This is a genomic window from Sulfitobacter sp. R18_1 (assembly GCF_017743915.1).
GTDB classification, from domain to species: Bacteria; Pseudomonadota; Alphaproteobacteria; order Rhodobacterales; family Rhodobacteraceae; genus Sulfitobacter; species Sulfitobacter faviae.
This window is the reverse complement of the sequence record NZ_JAGHRG010000018.1, coordinates 1-16,470: the sequence shown is the minus strand read 5'-3', so window position 1 is coordinate 16,470 and position 16,470 is coordinate 1. Positions and strand designations below refer to the sequence as shown.

Below are 16,470 nucleotides of genomic sequence, written 5' to 3'. Positions count from 1 at the left end.
GATCAGGCATAGATGTCGATGGGGGTTCCGTCCCTGACCATGGCGTAGATATCCTCGATTTGCCGGTCTGTGACGGAGATGCAGCCTGCGGTCCAGTCGCGCTTGTTCATCGGGTCGATCCCCTTGCGCGGCCCCCCGTGGATGAAAATGTCGCCGCCCGGCGATTTTCCTTGCGCCTTCGCAAACGCGATATCGGCCTCGTTCGGGAATGAAATGCCGATGGAGAGGTGGAAGAGGCTGTCCGGGTTGCGCCGGTCAATCAGATAGGAGCCCTCCGGCGTGCGGCCGTCTCCTTCGAACTGCTTGTGGCCTTCGGGCGCGAAGCCCAATCCGATGGGATAGGTCCGCAAGACATCATCCGTTCCGTCAAGAACCAGCAGCCGCTGCGCCTTGTATATACGCAGCCGGGTCACTTCGGGTCCGTTGTAGGACCGGAACTTGCTGGCACAGCCAGACAGGAAGGTGGCCAATCCGCCCAACAGCAAGACCCGCCGTGGAATTCTGGTATTCATCACTGCTCGACGCCCCTTTTGCGAGGTCTGGTTGATGTCAGACGTTACTCTACCGAAACCGCCGTATCAATGACCGTGCGCCAGTGCTCCTTTCGCCATCTGCTCGCCCACCGGTTCTCCGCCTGAAGGCCCGGCCTCAACCTGATGGCCGTTCAGGAGCCGAAGTGCGTTGGCGACCACCAGCAGAGACACGCCTACATCCGCAGCAATGGCGCCCCACATTGAGGCCATACCGAACGCGGTCAGCCCGACGAACAGCGCCTTGGTCGCCAGCGATATGCCGATATTCTGGTGGATGATCGTCATGGCACGGCGCGAATGGCCGATAAGCCAGGGTACCTTGCCGATGTCGTCGGTCATCAGCGCGATGTCGGCCGTCTCGATCGCGGCATCCGATCCGACAGCGCCCATGGCGATGGCATAATGCGCCCGCGCCATGGCCGGTGCGTCATTCACACCGTCGCCGATCATCGCCACCATGTCGTGGCTTTCGACGAGTTCCTCAATGGCCGTCACCTTGTCTTCTGGCAAAAGTTCGGCGCGCACCTCGTCGATGCCGACTTCGGCTGCCACCGCGCGCGCGGTGCGTTCGTTGTCGCCCGTCAACATCACGATGGTCTTCACACCCTGCGCATGCAGACGCGCAACGATCCCCTTTGCATCTGGGCGGATGCGGTCGCGAAGCTCCAGTACGCCGGTCACGCCGGTCTCGTCACCCACGGCAACGAGGGTGCTCCCTGCCCCTTCGATCCGATCCCGCAGATCCGCCGGAATGGCATTGCCGAACCCCTTCTCTTCGGCGAAGCGATCCGAGCCGAGCCAGATAGCGCGCCCGTCGGCGCGTCCTTCCAGACCGCGCCCGGGCACGGTACGGGTGTCCTCTGCGGCAGACACGGAAACACCATCGGCTTCGGCGCGCGAGAGGATGGCGCGTGCCAGCGGGTGTGAAGACCGCGCCTCCAGGCTTGCTGCCAGCGCCATGAGATCGCGTGCGGAAACGCCGACCAGTGGGTGAACCGCCGCCACCTCAGGCTCGCCCATGGTGATCGTCCCGGTCTTGTCCATCGCCAGTGCCGTGGTCCGCCCCGGCGCCTCGACATAGGCGCCGCCCTTGATGAGCACCCCCGCCCGTGCCGACGCGGTCAGCGCTGCCACGATGGAGACCGGCGTAGAAATGACCAGCGCGCAAGGACATGCGATGACCAGAAGGACCAGAGCATTGTAGAACCAGTAGTCCCAGGCGCCGCCGAGCAGCAGTGGCGGCACCAGCGCGATGGCGATCGCCAAAGCCATCACGATGGGTGTGTAGATGCGCGCGAACTTGGCCACCCACTGTTCGACCGGCGCGCGGCGGGCATGGGCATCGCCCACCATGCGAATGATTTTCGCGAGCACCGTGTCCGAGGCGGCCTTCGTCGCCCGCACCGTCAGTGTGCCCTCGCCGTTGATCGTGCCGGCATAGACCTCGTCGCCTGGTTCCTTGGGCACTAGCGCGCTTTCCCCAGTAATTGGGGCCTGATCGACGGCCCCTGCCCCGTCCACGACCTCACCGTCGAGGGGGATCCGGTCGCCGCCGCGCACGATAAACCTTGCATTGACTGCCACGGCCGCGGCCGGAACGTCGGATTCAGATCCGTCGTCGTAAAGAACCCGCGCCGTTGGCGGCGCCAGATCGAGGAGCGCGGAAACCGCATTACGCGCCCGCCCCACGCTCCAGCTCTCAAGATAAAGCGAAAGCGAGAAGAAGAAGGCGACCGTCGCGGCCTCAAAAAACTCGCCGAGGCCGATGGCGCCCGCGACGGCCACCACCATGAGCAGGTTCATGTCGGGGCTAAGCCTCCGCGCCGAAGACCAGGCCTTGGGCGCGACAAGCCAGACGCCAAAAAGAATCGCGACGGCGAAGATCCCTGCTTCCACCATAGGCATAGGCACCTCGCCATGGCCCGCAAAGAGCCCGAGCGCGCCGCCCATGCCGGTCTCGACAATGTGAAAAAGGAATCCCGCCGCCCAGAAGCCGCCGCTCAACGAGGTAAAGCGCTTCTGACGTGCCAGATGCGCCGCCTGGTCCTCTGCTGCGTTGTCGGCATCCCATGGCTTGGCGCTCATGCCGGTCGTTGCGACCAACTGCGTGACTTCGTCGTCTGGTATCCTCTCGGCGCTATCGAGGATGGTCATTCGCCCGTTGATCACGTCGAATGCCAGGTGTTCGGTTCCGCCCACTTTCGGCCCGACAACCCGGTTCAGGATCGCCACCTCTTCGGCGCAATCGAGCCCGGAGACCTGAAAGCTCCTTCCGCCAGACGGCGCTGGCGCCGTGGACGCGACGTCCTTGCTGGCGTCGCAACAGGAGTTGCCTCTTGGGTCAGAATGCTCTTGATCACCCGGATGGCCGTGATCGTTGCGGTTGCCGTCGGAAGACATGGATTGACCTCAGGATTCATTGATTCCACATTGACATAGCCCCTACAGTAACTAGAGCTTCAAGGGCAAAAAGTGGATATTCGTCCAGCAAGAAAGGCGCCCTGCGGAGGCTTGAAGCTAGCCGCCCCCTTGAAACGACGCGGTTGGAGCAACGCTTGCCGGTACGAAGCGATCAGAATGAGTGAGGTAGACATGCAGAAACGAAACGCGCCGATTATCGCAGCGACATTGGTGCTTGCTGGCTGCGCGGTGCCAACGCTGGACGACGGCGGCGCTCGCAACGAAGTGGGAAGTGTTCCCGAGGCCGTCATTGCCCTTGCTGCGCCTGGTCAGGATCTCACCACGGCGCGGCTTCGTCCCGAGGATGGCTGTTATTGGTATGAACACAGCGGTCCGGTGGAAAACACCTTGGTTCCGCTACGCTCGGCAGGTGGCAACCCCATCTGCACTTCGCGCCAGTCCTGATCAGCCCATAGATGCGTCAAGCCCACGCGTAACACATGATGCGCCAGTCAACTTCTCGGGGTGACGCTGTCTTCCGCCGAGTACAGGAATGCCGTCGAGCCAATCTCGACGTTGGGATAGAGATCATTGATGTGTGCCATGACCATTCGGACGCAGCCGGAACTCGCACGGCCGCCAATGCTTCTTGGATACGGTGTCCCGTGAATCCTTAGATAGGTGTCTCGGTCGCCGACGAAGAGATAGAGGGCTCGCGATCCGAGCGCGTTTTCAGGTCCGGGTTCCATACCGTCAGCGATATCGGAGTAGAGCTCTGGGTCGCGGTCGATCATGTTTTGTGTCGGCTGCCAATGCGGCCACCTGACCTTGCGCTTGATCGTATAGGTGCCCGGTTCGTAAAGTTTACCGCGCGCGATCGCCACGCCATAGCGCATCGCCGTGCCGCCTTCTTCGATGTGGTAGAGATAGCGCGCAACAGCATCGACATGGATATCACCGGGTACAAGTCCGTCCTTCGCGAGGACCCGCTGTGGCAGGAAGCGAGGGTGAAGGCCCCAAGGGTTGGACGTGGCCGGGTCGTAGCCGCGAGGTGTAACCTGTGCGTCCCAAGCTGCCTTCTGCGCATCGGTAGGCCACGTGTCTGCAAGGAGCGGGCTGGATATCGATGCCGAAAACAGCGCGGTGGTCGTCTGGATGAAATGTCGTCTTGTCAGCATATAGATTGCTCCGTTCACGCATTGGACGGCAAACCGAACCTTACCCCGAACGCAGTGTTGTTCGCCCGGGAAGGAGTGAGGCGTTATTGGCAACTTGCTCCATGGTGCCGTTCTTTGTCGGTGGCTTAACTCCTAAAGCTACTAGAGGTTCAAGAAAATTTTCTGTTATCAATAGACGCTGCTACTAATGGAGCTATCCGATCCGTCCCAGAACCGGAAATACGTCGAGCATCCAGTATGACAGCGCGCTCAACTGCCCTGTCATCATCGCCAGCCCCATCAAGATCATCACTATGCCCGCAAGCTGGTGGAGGCGGCGGCCAACCCGGCCGATGGCCCGCAACCGTCCCGCGATCTGGTCGGTGAATCCGGCCACGATCAGAAACGGTATTCCAAGGCCGGCGGAATAGACGGCAAGCAGCATGATACCTTCACCCATCGTGGCACTCGCCGCACTGGCTGTCAGGATCGCGCCGAGGATCGGGCCGATGCACGGAGTCCAGCCGAAACCGAAGGCAAGACCGAGGACATAGGACGCAGCGGGTTGGCCCCCGGGGATGTTGAGATTGAATCGGAAGTCGCGTTCCATGACCGAAACACGCGCGGCTCCGATCATAAAGAGCCCGAAGAGAATGACGATGCCGCCCCCAACGAGGTTGAGTTCATACCGCCACCGAAGCAGGGCCTGACCCAATGCTGTCGCGGATGCGCCAAGCCCCATGAAAATGGTGGAGAAGCCGAGGACAAAACACAGGCTCAGCCAGACCGCGCGCGACGGCGAGGTCGCAGCCGCCCCGCCTTCAGCGGCTGTGCGCCCGGCCACGTAGGAGACATAACCTGGCACAAGAGGCAGCACGCAGGGTGACAGAAACGATATTGTACCAGCCAAGAGGGCGGCGGTGAGTCCCAGAAGCGAGATATCTACCATGACTCACGTTCACCGCTGAAAAGCTTGCGCAAGGGCACTCTTGTGGCAGCCCAATATGCCAGGGTCGGGACGATGATCCATTGCAGCAGGGGCGTGAGACCGGCATCGATGACGGGGACCACCGGCATGATATCGCGATACGCCCAGGCCGCCCGGATCACGATGTTCAGCCACTCGCTGAAGATCGTGTAGGAGACGCCCAGGGCCACGGTCAGAAGCAGGACGCGCCCTGCGCGCTCCGACGGCCACGCTTGCCCTCCGACGAGAAACAGGGCGAGCAAGAGCGTGCTCATGGCGATCAACAGGTCTCCGCCTGTGCAATGCACGACCGCGAAAGCTATTTCTCCCCAGGAGCCTTCGACCCAGATCGTGTAGAGGGGAATATGTGCCATTTCCCAGATCAGTTGCCCGACGGCGGTATAAACGATGTATCGGCGGATGACGGACAGCCATCCGGTATCGCTTGTCTCAAAGGTTTCTGTGTTTGCTGTCATGCTGGGGGTCCGTTCTTCGATTAATGCGCGTTTGTCAGGCCGTTGACGTACAGGATCATGTTGATGTGCCGGAAAGCGGAATCCGCAAAGACCCCGGCATGGCGGTTGCCGCGCGCGATAACATGCACAAGCGGAGCCTCGGGATGGTCAGGCGCAATCGCGCGATACTGATCGATCAGATTCTCTATTGGCTCTTGTGCGCGAGCAATGACCACGTTTTTGGCAATCGGTCCGGGAACCGGATCACTGGCGTCGGTCACCACAAGGAAGGTCACCATGTCCAGCATGGGAGATGAATTCACTCCGCCCCTCACCTTTCCAAGAAGTGCCTGTTGATCAGCACAAGGCTGTCCGCAGTCGGACGGTACGAAACTAAGAACGACGACCTGATCGGAGAGGCTTTCCAAGTCCAACGGTTCTCCGTCAGGGCCGAGCAGACCCAACGCAGGCAATTCGTTGAGGTCAACGGCGGTGAAAGCAGGTTCTTTCTGTGCCATCACCTCGTGTCGCGTTGCCCTTTAATCTGAGACGCGACGCGTTTGGCGACAATTTTTGCCCTTAATTGTGAGATACGGCTGTCATGGGGCCCCTGTTTCTCGCGCACCTTTGCGCGATGTGATCAACCGCGGCAAGCAATCGAGGCTCCTTCTCGAAGGCGCGCAAGAGAGCAACCCTTGCATAGTCGTCGATGCTTTTGCTGACGATGGCTGCCTTAGCCAAGGGATGAGATCGAGCGGCGGCGATTGCGGCGAGGTAGAACAGCCTAACTTCCGATCTGGGGTTCTGGACAGCGAACGACGGATCCCCGCGGAAGGTTTTGAGTGACATGGCAAAGGTGACTGCGCGCATTGCGCGCCGAAGTTGCTTGGGGCCGCGCGAGCGCGCGGCGCACTCAAGCATCTCTGCCCCGCGGCGCGCTCGGTATATCAGTTTTCCAGATATTTGTTCCTCACGGAGTTTGCCAAGGGTCTGCACAAGTCTCGTCCCGCAAACTTGGCAGTCAAATGCCCAGGCCCGCCTCCAATGCCTGAGCGAAAGACCCTCTCTGGCGCATTGCATGCAATGCTGGAATGGCATCTGAGCCGTCAGCGAGGCTTCTCGTGGCGTCATTGCCGGAAAGGTCAAAGATCGAACAACATCTGGGTTAACCCGTGCGGCGTTGGCAATCTTCGCCGCCGCAGCCGCGTCGACGTTGAAGTCCAAGGCGGTGCCATGCGCGGTATCGATTCTGAGATGAGCCAGTAGTTCCGCATCATCACAGTAGTTGGCCGCCGCCAGCCGAGACAACCAACCTGACAACAACTCGTCTGGCAGCGGCGCGACAGTCTTGGGCAGCGGGTGCGGCTTCACACCCGGGACTTCTGGAGCCGCCGATGGGGGTTCGCATGGCGCGACCAAACCGGCGTCCATTTTGCGATTGCGTCATCGGTGATGCATTCCTCGCCTGTGATAATGGCGTCGATGGAAAGATCCTTGACCAGAGCGAAGATGCGCGAGGTCACCCCACCGGTCAGTGCCAAGACCTGCTTGAGAGATTTGACCTTCAGGTTGGACTTCTTTTCCAGTGGCATGGCAGCAATAAGGGTCTGGATCATGTCCGAGAACTCGGCATCGTCGCGCCAGTTTGGCAGATGATGTTCGTCCAGCCGTCGGGCAAGCTGGATATCACCGCGAATAGCATCGACGGCCTCGCTGACCCCAAGGCAGACCAGTGACACCTCGAGTTCATTGCTGAGATACCGCAGGACATTGAGAAATCGGCGCTGTTCGCGGTGGGTCCCGGCCAAGAGATTGTGGACCTCGTCGATCATGATCATCCGCAGGCCAAGGTCGCGTAAGAGCGCGATGACACGGACTTCGAGGGAAGCCACATTTTGAGCGCGGGCGCTAAGAGCCGTCGCCGGGGCGCCGACGGCGGCCAGGATGTGCAGGTAAAACCGCCGTTCATCAGGTGCGGGCGGCGCTTGCAACAGCAGAAGCGGTGTGCGGGTGATGCCCGACGCCGGATCGTATTCTGGTGCGTACTTGCGCGACAGGTTTCGGGCAATCATCGTCTTTCCGATCCCGGAGGCGCCATGCACAAGAAGCCCAGGCATACGGGTTTGTCGTGGCGCTTCGATCATGCCCTGCAAGCGGTCCAACACCTGTTCCGCCCGAGGAAAGCCGATCCAGATATCCGATTGAATGAGGGCGATCCGGCCGTCTTCTTCAGTTGTCCCTGCCCTCAATTCACCATCTCTCCACCTTGAACAATGGGCGCGATGTATCACCCGTATCGATCGGGCGCAGCCCTTCGGTTGTCGAGACGGCCGAGTTCGTGCCCTTCAATGTCCCTTTTCTTTCACGGGTTCTGCGTTCGGCCTTCGTCAGGCCCCGGCTTTCAGCTTCGATCTGGCGTTGCTGTCGGATCAGCTCAGCCAGCACCAGCTCATTAGACCCGGACTTGCCAAGGGCACGGGCCTTCCTCATCGCTTCGCGATATTCCCAGAGCGAGACGGGCGGAATTTCCAGGTTTCTGTACCGCGCCTCAACATACCGGCCATCGTCCAGTTCGACCCAGATCATTGAGATATCGCGAGGATCGTAGCGAACGACCACCTTTCCATCCCCGCGCCCAATGTGGCCTGCAAGGGCATCGGACCAGTACCTTATCTGGAACAGATGGATGCCGTCACGCCTGATCTTGCGCAGTTCACTCGGCAGGAAGCTCACCTGAAAGGCTTCCATCTCGAAGGGGATGTCGCCTGTCATTTGCTCTGAGAGCGCCTCCCATTTGGCAACGGGCGTGCAGCCAAGACTTGAATGAATGCTGTTGTTGTAACGGCAGATTTCCAGAGCAAACCAGCGATCGAATTCGCTCAACGTCATCGTGGCCTTGCTTTCGGCGTCATAGTCGCCCTTTGCCGCGATCGAGGATTGCGTTGTTCCCGGCAACAGGTGAACGGCCCCCATCATGGTGCCGATCAACCGTTCGATGTGACCACCGAAGTGAGGACTTGCTGGCGGTCGATAGACCAGATCGATCCCCCAATCCGCACAGGCCGACCGAAAGGCGCGCGACCGGAAATCGCGACCGTTATCGACGTGGATGCTGTGCGGTTTGCCCTGTGCCGGCCAAGGAACATCGCACGCCAATTCCGCAAGAAGTTCCTCCTTGAGGGCCACCGCCTGTGTCAGGCAAAGCGCCACTGACAGACGCGAAGGTGCCTCGAGAGAGGTGTAATATCCGGTCACCATCCGCGTTGCGACGTCGATCGCCAGCGTGACCCAAGGCCGCCCAATTGGTTTGCGTTCAAAGCCGTCGACAAGAATGATGTCCGCCGGTGTATGATCAATTTGGACGATCTCCAGTGGCATACTGGCCTTGTTCTCACCTGTGACCGGCGCAAATTTCTGGCGGGCCGCCTTTGCGCCCTCTCGTGCCTTCGCAACTTCGCGGGCATCCATCGCATCCAGACGACGCTGAACCGTTCGCCGTGTCGGCGGTTGCAAGCCCTCCTGCCAGCAAGCGCTGCGGATTTCTGTCACGACGCGCGACAAGCTCGAACGCTCCCGGCGCAAGAAATAGCGGCGAAGGTGCTCCTCGATTACCGCTTCGACTTTGCTGGATATTAACATCGTCCCGGTCGGGCGGCCCCGTTTCCGCGGAGCCAGAGCGCTGGTGCGCCCACCCTCTTCCGCCAACCGTTTTATCCAACGCCAGACCGTCGCCCTGCTGACACCAAGCTCCCAAACGGCGTCATTGATGCCACGTTCCAGGCTGCCAGTCCCATTGAGATATGCCTGAACAAGAGGGCGCAGCACCGCGGCCCTGCGCGCCTCTTCAGCACCAACAGCAACGCAGTCTTCGCCATCATCATTCATCGATATTTGCCGCAAATGTCTGTGAACCCTGTCTCAGGTTTAAGGGCAAAAATATCAGAATTAAAGGCAAAATCTCATATTTAAGGGCAAAGCTCAGCCGTTGATTTCGTTGGATTTCCCATCTCACAATTAAGGGCTACGCGACACATGGATTTCGATGCGGATGTCGCGGCTGTAGTCATCGCCCAGAAGAGCCCTCACCCGCGCCTCGACCGCGCCGCCTGCGTCATGATCCGTATGCACAACCTCCGGCTCTTCGGTCAGGTTGAAACGGATCAATGGAGAGGCACGCAGTCAGCCCGTCTTCGCCGGGCATCATCACATCGAGCACGATCAGATCGAAAGAATGTCTTGCGCGCTGAGCGTCCATCTCTGCGGCACTTTCGGCGACCGAGGTTCGCATGCCGTTCCGTTCGAGATAGCTTGAAACGGAATTGCGGATCTCGTCATGGTCGTCGACGACCAGAATGTGGGCAGGTTCGCTCATACCCGGTGTATATCAAACCGCCGGTGTAAATGTCCGCCCCCTCTTTGTAGCCAAATGTAACGGCAGTTTGACGCGTCGCGGGAGCAGGGGGGACAATAGGAGCCCTCAAGTCTGCGACAGCGCATGTTCCGGCGGTCTGCGGATCGCCAGCCGGTGCACCCCGGCGGATTGCTGTTCTTCCATGCGGGGCGGCGTCCCGGCGAAGAAGGTCGTGATTTCCTGATACCTGATCCGCGTATCCTCAAGCGCCTGATAGTATCGGAAAAGCTCCTTCAGTGGGGCCGAAAAGTCTTTGTGCGCGGCGAGGACCGCGACCAGTGCCCCAAGCGTGATCCGGCCTTCGATGACGAAATATCCGCCAAGTGAGTAGAACAGAAACGGTGTCAGCGCCGTCAGAAAGTTGTTGAGCGCCTTGATGAAGAACTTGAGACGAAAGATCCTTCTGCGTACCTGCTCCAGCGCCTTGAAACTAGCGCCCGCCGCCGACAGGCCGGACGAGGCGCCCTGTCGTTCGCGCAACTGCTCGCTCAGTTGCCTGCCAAGATCGCGGACCTCTTTGATCCGGATACGCGACAGGGTGTTCACCCGGCGCTGCAGCTTCGGGAGCAGAATAAGCTGAATGGGCAACACGGTCAGCGCGGCGGCACCCAGGATCGGGTCCTGAATGAACATGAACAGCAGAATGGTGAAAAGCGTGCCACCCTGCAAAACCGGCAGGGTCAGGACTTCGGCCGCGAAGCCGCCGATGGGTTCCACTTCCTGTGCGAGTATTGGGACGATCTCGCTTTGCTCGGACGCCTCCGCATCCGAGCGCCACCGCCGATAGATCAGCAGCCTGAAGCGTCGGAGAAACCGCTCCGCCGTATAGCCCTTGAAGACGTTGAGCGTGTATTTGATGAGTCCGTTCAGGCTGATCGACAGCAAATACAGCCCGCAAAGCAGCAGCAGGAATATGACCTGATCCAAACTCTGGCCCAGAACCTCGACCGGGAAAGTCGCGGATTCCAGCGCATTGTTCACGATCTGCTTGGGCAGTTCCAAGGTCAGATACAGGATCGGAAGCGCGAGAAGGCTCAGCATGATCATCTGCGCCTGCTGCCGTCTGGTGTAGCGCAGGACCGAGCTGAACAACCCGGCATCAAGCCCCCTCACGTGGTTCATGCGCGCGACCGGTTTTGCCGGGCGGCTCCAGAGCCGCAGGATACCGCGCAGGACGAGATAGAGGGCGACGCCGATCAGCAATCCCGGCGCCAGGACCAGAATGAGGTGAATGAACGGATGAACCCAGTCCGGCGTCGTATCATTGTAATCGTATCCGAAGAGGGCGGAGACGTCATGTACGAGGACGTGATACCTGTCCATCAGCGACATTGGAGCGCGCTCAATATCCGGCGGGTGAGGCGAGGTGATCATGCACGATGATGACCCCCCACATCCCGGCATCTCTGTGGCCGGGGACCAGACAGGCAAATTCCAGATTGGTCACGTCTGAAAACTTCCAGATCAGTTCCCCGGTTTCACCGCTGGGTATCGATATGAAGTTGGCGGCGTCATGGGTCATGTCCGGATGCTCCTGCATCCATTGCCGGTTTTCGGTGACTTCATCGAAGGAGCCGAGAAAGAAAGTGTGATCGAGTTTGCCGGAGTTCGTGACCCGAAAGCGGACAACCGCTCCGTTCTCGATGTGAAGCGCATCCGGATCAAAGAGCATGTAACCGCTTCCGGTCTCCCTGACCGTGATGTCGACCGTCCTGTCGGGCGTGGCATCGCCGGGGGGTTCTCCGATCGGGTCATGGTCCGGAAGGTCGTAGGCCCTCAGATGGGGTTGCTGGCTTTTGCCATCGGACGCATGCGCGGAGAGGGCGGACAAGATGAGCGCTGCCGCGAGGGTGCAAGTTTTGAACGATGTCTTCATGTGCTCAACGCCTCCGCAGTAGGGGAAATTCTAGAACCGGGTTTATTCGATCGATTGAAGCCGTGAGCCCAAGGGTTCAGCAAACGTCGGATCTGGGTACTACCGCCGCTGGCGCGGTACACCATCGTCGCAGACGGGCGCCCAACGGGGGAAAGAACGGGCGCGGTGTACGCCCGTTCTGGTATTAACGTTATCGCAAGGCGGTGCTCGCGATCCGCACTGACCGTTTAGTGAGTAACGGAGACTTCGCGGAACATGCCGGATTCGTAATGACCGGGGATCAGGCAAGCAGCTTCGAACGTGCCGTTATTTGCAAATGTCCAGATGATTTCGGCATCTTCGCCGGGCGCGAGCCGGATGCGGTTGGGCTCATTATGACCCATATTCATACCGCTCATATCCGCCATTTCGTTCTTGTGCGCGGCGTTCTTCTTTTGCGAGTCGAGAATGAACTCATGGTCCAACTCGCCCTCGTTGCGGACGACGAAACGGACGGTCTCGCCTTCTTTGAAATCCAGATCGCCGCCCTTGAACAGCATTTCGCCGTCGTCTGTTTCGACCATGTCGATCTCGACCGTGCGGTCCACCGCAGCGGCATCGCCGGGCATGCCGATCTTCATTTCTCCATGGGTGTCGCCGGACTTGTTTCCGTGAGCCGCTTCGCCGGCAAACCCCGGTGCCGCAAAGGAGGAAGCCAGTGCGATTGTCAGCAGTAGATGTTTCATCTGTTTAGTCCTTGGTTGCTTTTGGGTTCAGGTATTGGCCGGAGGACTCATCAGCCCTCCGGATTGCTCCCGCAGGAACAAATCTCAGAATTGAAGGCGTGTACCGATCACGACCGAGAACTCATCTGTATCCCCACCGGCCGCGCGGGTGATGTCCCGCGTGTCGCCGAACGAGGTCTCGTAGTTGACGCCGATATAGGGTGAGACCGCACGGTCGATGAGGTCGTAACTCAGCCGCGCACCGATCTCCATGACTGCGCCACCCGCACCCCGCCCCCGGGCGATGTCATCCTTCAGCGGCATATCGATCTCGATGTTCGGGGTCAGGATCAGACGGTTGGTAAGGAGCAGTTCGTATTCCGCCTCGAAACTGAAGAACGAATAGTCGGAGAGGTAGAGATCGGCGTCGATCTCGAACCACTGCGGCGCGAGCCCTTTTACCCCCACGACAGCCGCGTAGCGTTCCGGAACGCCCTCGGGTGTGCTGGCATAGGCTCCGACCACGCCGTTAAAGAAGGTCGAGATTGGAAACCGGAGACGTAGCTGGTTTTCGAGGCTTTCGAACTCATCGGACGAAAGACCGTATTCAGCTTCGCTGCGCCACACCAGCTTGAGCTCATCCGTGCCGATGAGGGCGTCGAAATCCCAGACAAGGACCTCTTCGTCATCCAGTGCGCGAATTTCCAACTGTTCCGCCTGCACGCCCCAGATCAGCTGTTCGGTCTGTTTGACGGGCTGAGCCTGCACGAGCGAGGCCCAAGGAAGGATGAGGCCGGCCAGTCCGGCGAGTTGACTGTATTTCATTACGTTCGTCCTTTGTATTTCCCGGCTCAAGCCGCGCGTCCCTTGACCACGACCTTGCGGAACATTCCCGCCCGCGCGTGGTAGCTGAGGTGACAGTGGAACGCCCATTGACCGGGGGCGTCGGCCTCGACTTCGATGTCCGTCGTGGCGGCGGGATTGATGTTCACGGTGTGCTTGATGGGATTGCGCGGACCGTGACCGGCATCGATGATCGACCACATCCCGTGCAGGTGCATCGGATGCGACATCATCGTTTCGTTGATGAACCGCATGCGCACCCGCTCGCCGTATCGGAGCGTGATCGGGGCGGCATCGTCGTATTTCACGTCGTTGATCGACCAGATGTAGCGCTCCATGTTACCGGTCAGCCGCAACACGATGGTGCGTGAGGGTGCGCGGTGACGGTAACGAGGGCTGGCGGCGCGCAGGTCTGCGTAGGACAGGAACTTGCCGCCGTTGTACGCGACAGGCGTCAGTCCGCTGCCCGGGACATAGAACGGATCGCCGCCATCAGACATTGCCATTCCGCTCATACTGTCCATGCCGCTCATACCGTCCATTGCGGGCTTCTGCATCTGGGCATGGTTCATGCCTGACATCGGTGCCTTTTTCTTCTGCTGCATCTGCGTGTGGTCCATGCCGTCCATCGCAGGCTTTTGCATCTGCGTATGGTCCATCCCAGCCATAGAAGTCTTTTTCTTCGGCTTTTCCTCTGACGGGGTCATCGCAGGCATCGGGGGCTGCTGGCTGGATTGCATGTTTGAATGGTCCATGCCTGTCATGTCGGTGTGGTTCATTCCGGTCATGTTCTGCATGACGTGGTCGCCCATACCCATGCCCATATCCATACCCATACCGCCCATCATGCCGCTCATGTCGGCCATGGTGAGCAAGGGCTTGGGTCTGAGACGGGGCACGGCACCGGCATAGCCCTCTCTGGGTGACAGGGTGCCCCGAACAAGCCCGTTGCGGCCCATGGATTCCGCAATAATGCTATAGACCTTGTTCTGCGTAGGCTGGACGATGACATCATAGGTCTCGGCAACCGCGACCCGCAGTTCATCCACGGCGACAGGCTCCACATCGTTGCCGTCAGCCTGCACGACGACCATTTTCAGTCCCGGTATCCGCATGTCGAAGTAGGTCATCGCGGAGGAGTTGATGATCCGAAGGCGGACCTTCTCACCGGGCCGGAACAAACCGGTCCAGTTTTGCGACGTGCTGCGACCGTTGATCAGCGAGGTAAATCCCTGCACGTCTTCGACGTCGCTCGGCAGCATGCGCATGCGCCCCCACATGCGGCGCTCTTTCAGCGTCGCCTTGAGACCGTCCATGCGGGCGTCCCGGATCAGGTCCTGAAAAGTGCGCTGCGAACGGTTGTAGTAGTCGGACTGCATCTTGAGGTTCCGCAAGATGCGGTTGCCCGGATGGGGATGTTTGTCGGCCAGCTGAACGACATAGTCGCGGTGCGCTGGTATGCGTTCCCTGCCGCGCGGCTCGATCACGATCGCACCGTAGGCGCCATCCGGCTCCTGAAGGCCTGAATGGCTGTGGAACCAATAGGTCCCGGCCTGCTGGATCGGGAAGCGATAGGTAAAGGTCTGACCGGGGGCGATGCCGTTGAAGCTGATCCCCGGAACGCCGTCCTGACGGAAGGGCACGATAAGTCCATGCCAGTGGATCGAGGTGCTTTCGCTGAGGTTGTTGGTCACGTTTATCGTAACCTCCTCACCTTCCTTGAAGCGCAGGATCGTCGGAATCTGGCTGCGGTTGTAGCCCACGCCCATCTTCTGAAAATCGCCCGTGTTGATGCGCACCGGGTCGACTGTGATATTGTAGGTTCCCTGAGAGGTCACCTGCGTGGAGCCATGCGCGCTCAACGCTTTGGGCATCGCAAAAGCCGCAGCCGCAGCCAAGCCGAACTGACGCCGCGACAACCCCTTCGCCAGCTCTTCAGAGGTACTGAGCGCCGTATCCCAGAGGGCCAGCTGCTTTCTATTGAAGAATTGCATTCGTTTTCCTTGTATTAGTCTGTCTGAAAGGTGCCGCAGCGCGCGTGCTCAAGGGTTCGACGGCGTTTTGGAGGTCAGTCGCACCCGGCTCGGCACAGTTCGCTTCGAACACGGCACGTGCCGGGGGGCGTTTACGCGCGGTTCTGCCTTGCAACTTGCGAGGGTCAGCGCGGGGCCTGTTTCGAGTTCTGAATTTGTCGGATCCATGATTCACGTGCCCTCCGTGGAACTGGAGGTTTTATCGCCGGAACGCCTGCAAAGGATCAAGAATACATATGGTTACATATGGGGTTAGGGTGTGCTGACCGTCGGTAGGGTGGGTGGTTGCTGATGTGATTTGCTTTGGTTCGGGAAGGGCGAAGGGGCGCCTACGCAGTTGCCCGAAGGTTCGCGAACGCGCTTGATGTAGATCATCTTTCGCTTGCTATGCCCGGTTTCCAGAGATGATCGGCGAAAGACAGGCTCATCCAAGAATTGATCAACAACTCATCTGGAGATAGCGATCAGACGTTGATAGAGGCTATCGCGGACCTGGTTCGGAGGACTTTACTCGCTGCAGCAATACATCCCTGAAATAACCTGCGTGCAGCGTCAGAAAGCGAGATCGTGTGCCAATCAGACATGCTTGTGTTTTTCTGAGATTTATTAATGCAGCGGATTGCAAAAACTCTCGCTGTGCGCTCTGAGGCTACAGCCTTTCCAAGCTTCGCCCTTGTAAGCCAGTTCATTCGGAATATCCGCTAAATGCAAGTGTTTGGGACGGAACTCATACCAAGCCGTAGAACTCCACAGCGCTGCGAACGCTGCAACTTTTCCTAGTTTAAAGACAGCAAGGTGCTCAATATGACCCGAATAGTGATAATCAACCATTACGGTTCAACCACAGGCACCGGTATGGGCGGACGGCATCACTATTTCGCCCGGGAGTTAGCGCGCAAGGGCCATACAGTAACATTAGTCGCCGCTCGATCACATCACCTGATCCGCGACGATATCGATTCAGGGTGTTGTCACGTTAACTCGCCGAATTTGCAAGTTGGCAAGCTGTTCGTTGATCAAGCGGCCTGTGCCGCGGATTTCCACGCCTCGAATGCTTCGAGCCGATGGTAGCGGATGGTGAGCGCAGAGCG

Annotated in this window: 17 protein-coding genes and 1 pseudogene; 1 reads left to right on the top strand and 17 read right to left on the bottom strand. The window is 59.4% G+C overall.

Annotation, left to right across the window (positions count from 1 at the left end; all coding sequences use genetic code 11):
• Positions 1 to 2 precede the first annotated feature (2 nt).
• Positions 3 to 515: a L,D-transpeptidase family protein gene (locus J7392_RS23115; protein WP_090525023.1), complete on the bottom strand. Its 513-nt coding sequence runs from the start codon at positions 513 to 515 to the stop codon at positions 3 to 5.
• Positions 516 to 578: 63 nt separating this feature from the next.
• Positions 579 to 2,933 carry a cation-translocating P-type ATPase gene (locus J7392_RS23110; RefSeq protein WP_207287124.1) on the bottom strand — a complete coding sequence of 785 codons (2,355 nt, stop codon included), beginning with the start codon at positions 2,931 to 2,933 and terminating at the stop codon, positions 579 to 581.
• Between the two features lie 192 nt (positions 2,934 to 3,125).
• On the opposite strand from J7392_RS23110, the gene J7392_RS23105 reads away from it, so the two are divergent.
• Positions 3,126 to 3,398 (top strand): hypothetical protein, encoded by a 273-nt coding sequence (locus tag J7392_RS23105; protein WP_012187176.1) that lies wholly within the window; start codon positions 3,126 to 3,128, stop codon positions 3,396 to 3,398.
• Positions 3,399 to 3,445: 47 nt separating this feature from the next.
• Here J7392_RS23105 and J7392_RS23100 read toward each other — a convergent pair whose 3' ends face one another.
• From J7392_RS23100 to J7392_RS23030, 15 genes and pseudogenes are all read right to left on the bottom strand, one after another.
• Positions 3,446 to 4,111 (bottom strand): L,D-transpeptidase, encoded by a 666-nt coding sequence (locus tag J7392_RS23100; RefSeq protein WP_209219636.1) that lies wholly within the window; start codon positions 4,109 to 4,111, stop codon positions 3,446 to 3,448.
• Positions 4,112 to 4,304: 193 nt separating this feature from the next.
• A complete protein-coding gene (locus J7392_RS23095) occupies positions 4,305 to 5,039 on the bottom strand; it encodes a cytochrome c biogenesis protein CcdA (RefSeq protein WP_090525030.1) in 735 nt (244 codons plus the stop codon).
• The gene (locus tag J7392_RS23090) at positions 5,033 to 5,533 is read right to left on the bottom strand and encodes a hypothetical protein (protein ID WP_090525032.1); all 501 of its coding nucleotides are present in this window, start codon (positions 5,531 to 5,533) and stop codon (positions 5,033 to 5,035) included. The genes J7392_RS23095 and J7392_RS23090 overlap by 7 nt, the downstream gene beginning before the upstream one ends.
• 20 nt (positions 5,534 to 5,553) lie before the next feature.
• Positions 5,554 to 6,030, bottom strand: a complete 477-nt coding sequence (locus J7392_RS23085; protein ID WP_247744742.1) for a cytochrome-c oxidase — start codon at positions 6,028 to 6,030, stop codon at positions 5,554 to 5,556.
• Between the two features lie 61 nt (positions 6,031 to 6,091).
• Complete coding sequence (locus J7392_RS23080; protein ID WP_065335308.1) at positions 6,092 to 6,883, bottom strand: TniQ family protein; 792 nt, start codon at positions 6,881 to 6,883, stop codon at positions 6,092 to 6,094.
• Positions 6,880 to 7,803: a TniB family NTP-binding protein gene (locus J7392_RS23075; RefSeq protein WP_245897677.1), complete on the bottom strand. Its 924-nt coding sequence runs from the start codon at positions 7,801 to 7,803 to the stop codon at positions 6,880 to 6,882. The genes J7392_RS23080 and J7392_RS23075 overlap by 4 nt, the downstream gene beginning before the upstream one ends.
• On the bottom strand, positions 7,763 to 9,397 hold the full coding sequence (locus J7392_RS23070; RefSeq protein ID WP_028288640.1) for a Mu transposase C-terminal domain-containing protein: 1,635 nt from the start codon (positions 9,395 to 9,397) through the stop codon (positions 7,763 to 7,765). Before J7392_RS23070 ends, J7392_RS23075 begins: the two co-directional genes overlap by 41 nt.
• 129 nt (positions 9,398 to 9,526) lie before the next feature.
• Positions 9,527 to 9,676: a hypothetical protein gene (locus tag J7392_RS23065; RefSeq protein ID WP_209219643.1), complete on the bottom strand. Its 150-nt coding sequence runs from the start codon at positions 9,674 to 9,676 to the stop codon at positions 9,527 to 9,529.
• A 7-nt stretch (positions 9,677 to 9,683) separates the two neighbouring features.
• Positions 9,684 to 9,884 (bottom strand): annotated as a pseudogene (locus tag J7392_RS23060) (response regulator); the annotation flags it as partial.
• A gap of 105 nt (positions 9,885 to 9,989) precedes the next feature.
• Entirely contained in the window at positions 9,990 to 11,255 is a 1,266-nt protein-coding gene (locus J7392_RS23055; RefSeq protein WP_009827249.1) for an ABC transporter transmembrane domain-containing protein, read from the bottom strand.
• Between the two features lie 10 nt (positions 11,256 to 11,265).
• Positions 11,266 to 11,799, bottom strand: coding sequence for a copper oxidase (locus tag J7392_RS23050; protein WP_009827248.1), 534 nt, complete (start codon positions 11,797 to 11,799; stop codon positions 11,266 to 11,268).
• A 227-nt stretch (positions 11,800 to 12,026) separates the two neighbouring features.
• Complete coding sequence (locus J7392_RS23045) at positions 12,027 to 12,524, bottom strand: cupredoxin family protein (RefSeq protein ID WP_009827247.1); 498 nt, start codon at positions 12,522 to 12,524, stop codon at positions 12,027 to 12,029.
• Between the two features lie 84 nt (positions 12,525 to 12,608).
• On the bottom strand, positions 12,609 to 13,328 hold the full coding sequence (locus J7392_RS23040; protein ID WP_065335300.1) for a copper resistance protein B: 720 nt from the start codon (positions 13,326 to 13,328) through the stop codon (positions 12,609 to 12,611).
• Between the two features lie 26 nt (positions 13,329 to 13,354).
• Positions 13,355 to 15,340 carry a multicopper oxidase domain-containing protein gene (locus J7392_RS23035; protein WP_009827245.1) on the bottom strand — a complete coding sequence of 662 codons (1,986 nt, stop codon included), beginning with the start codon at positions 15,338 to 15,340 and terminating at the stop codon, positions 13,355 to 13,357.
• Between the two features lie 645 nt (positions 15,341 to 15,985).
• A complete protein-coding gene (locus tag J7392_RS23030) occupies positions 15,986 to 16,210 on the bottom strand; it encodes a hypothetical protein (protein ID WP_156775902.1) in 225 nt (74 codons plus the stop codon).
• Between the last annotated feature and the right edge of the window lie 260 nt (positions 16,211 to 16,470).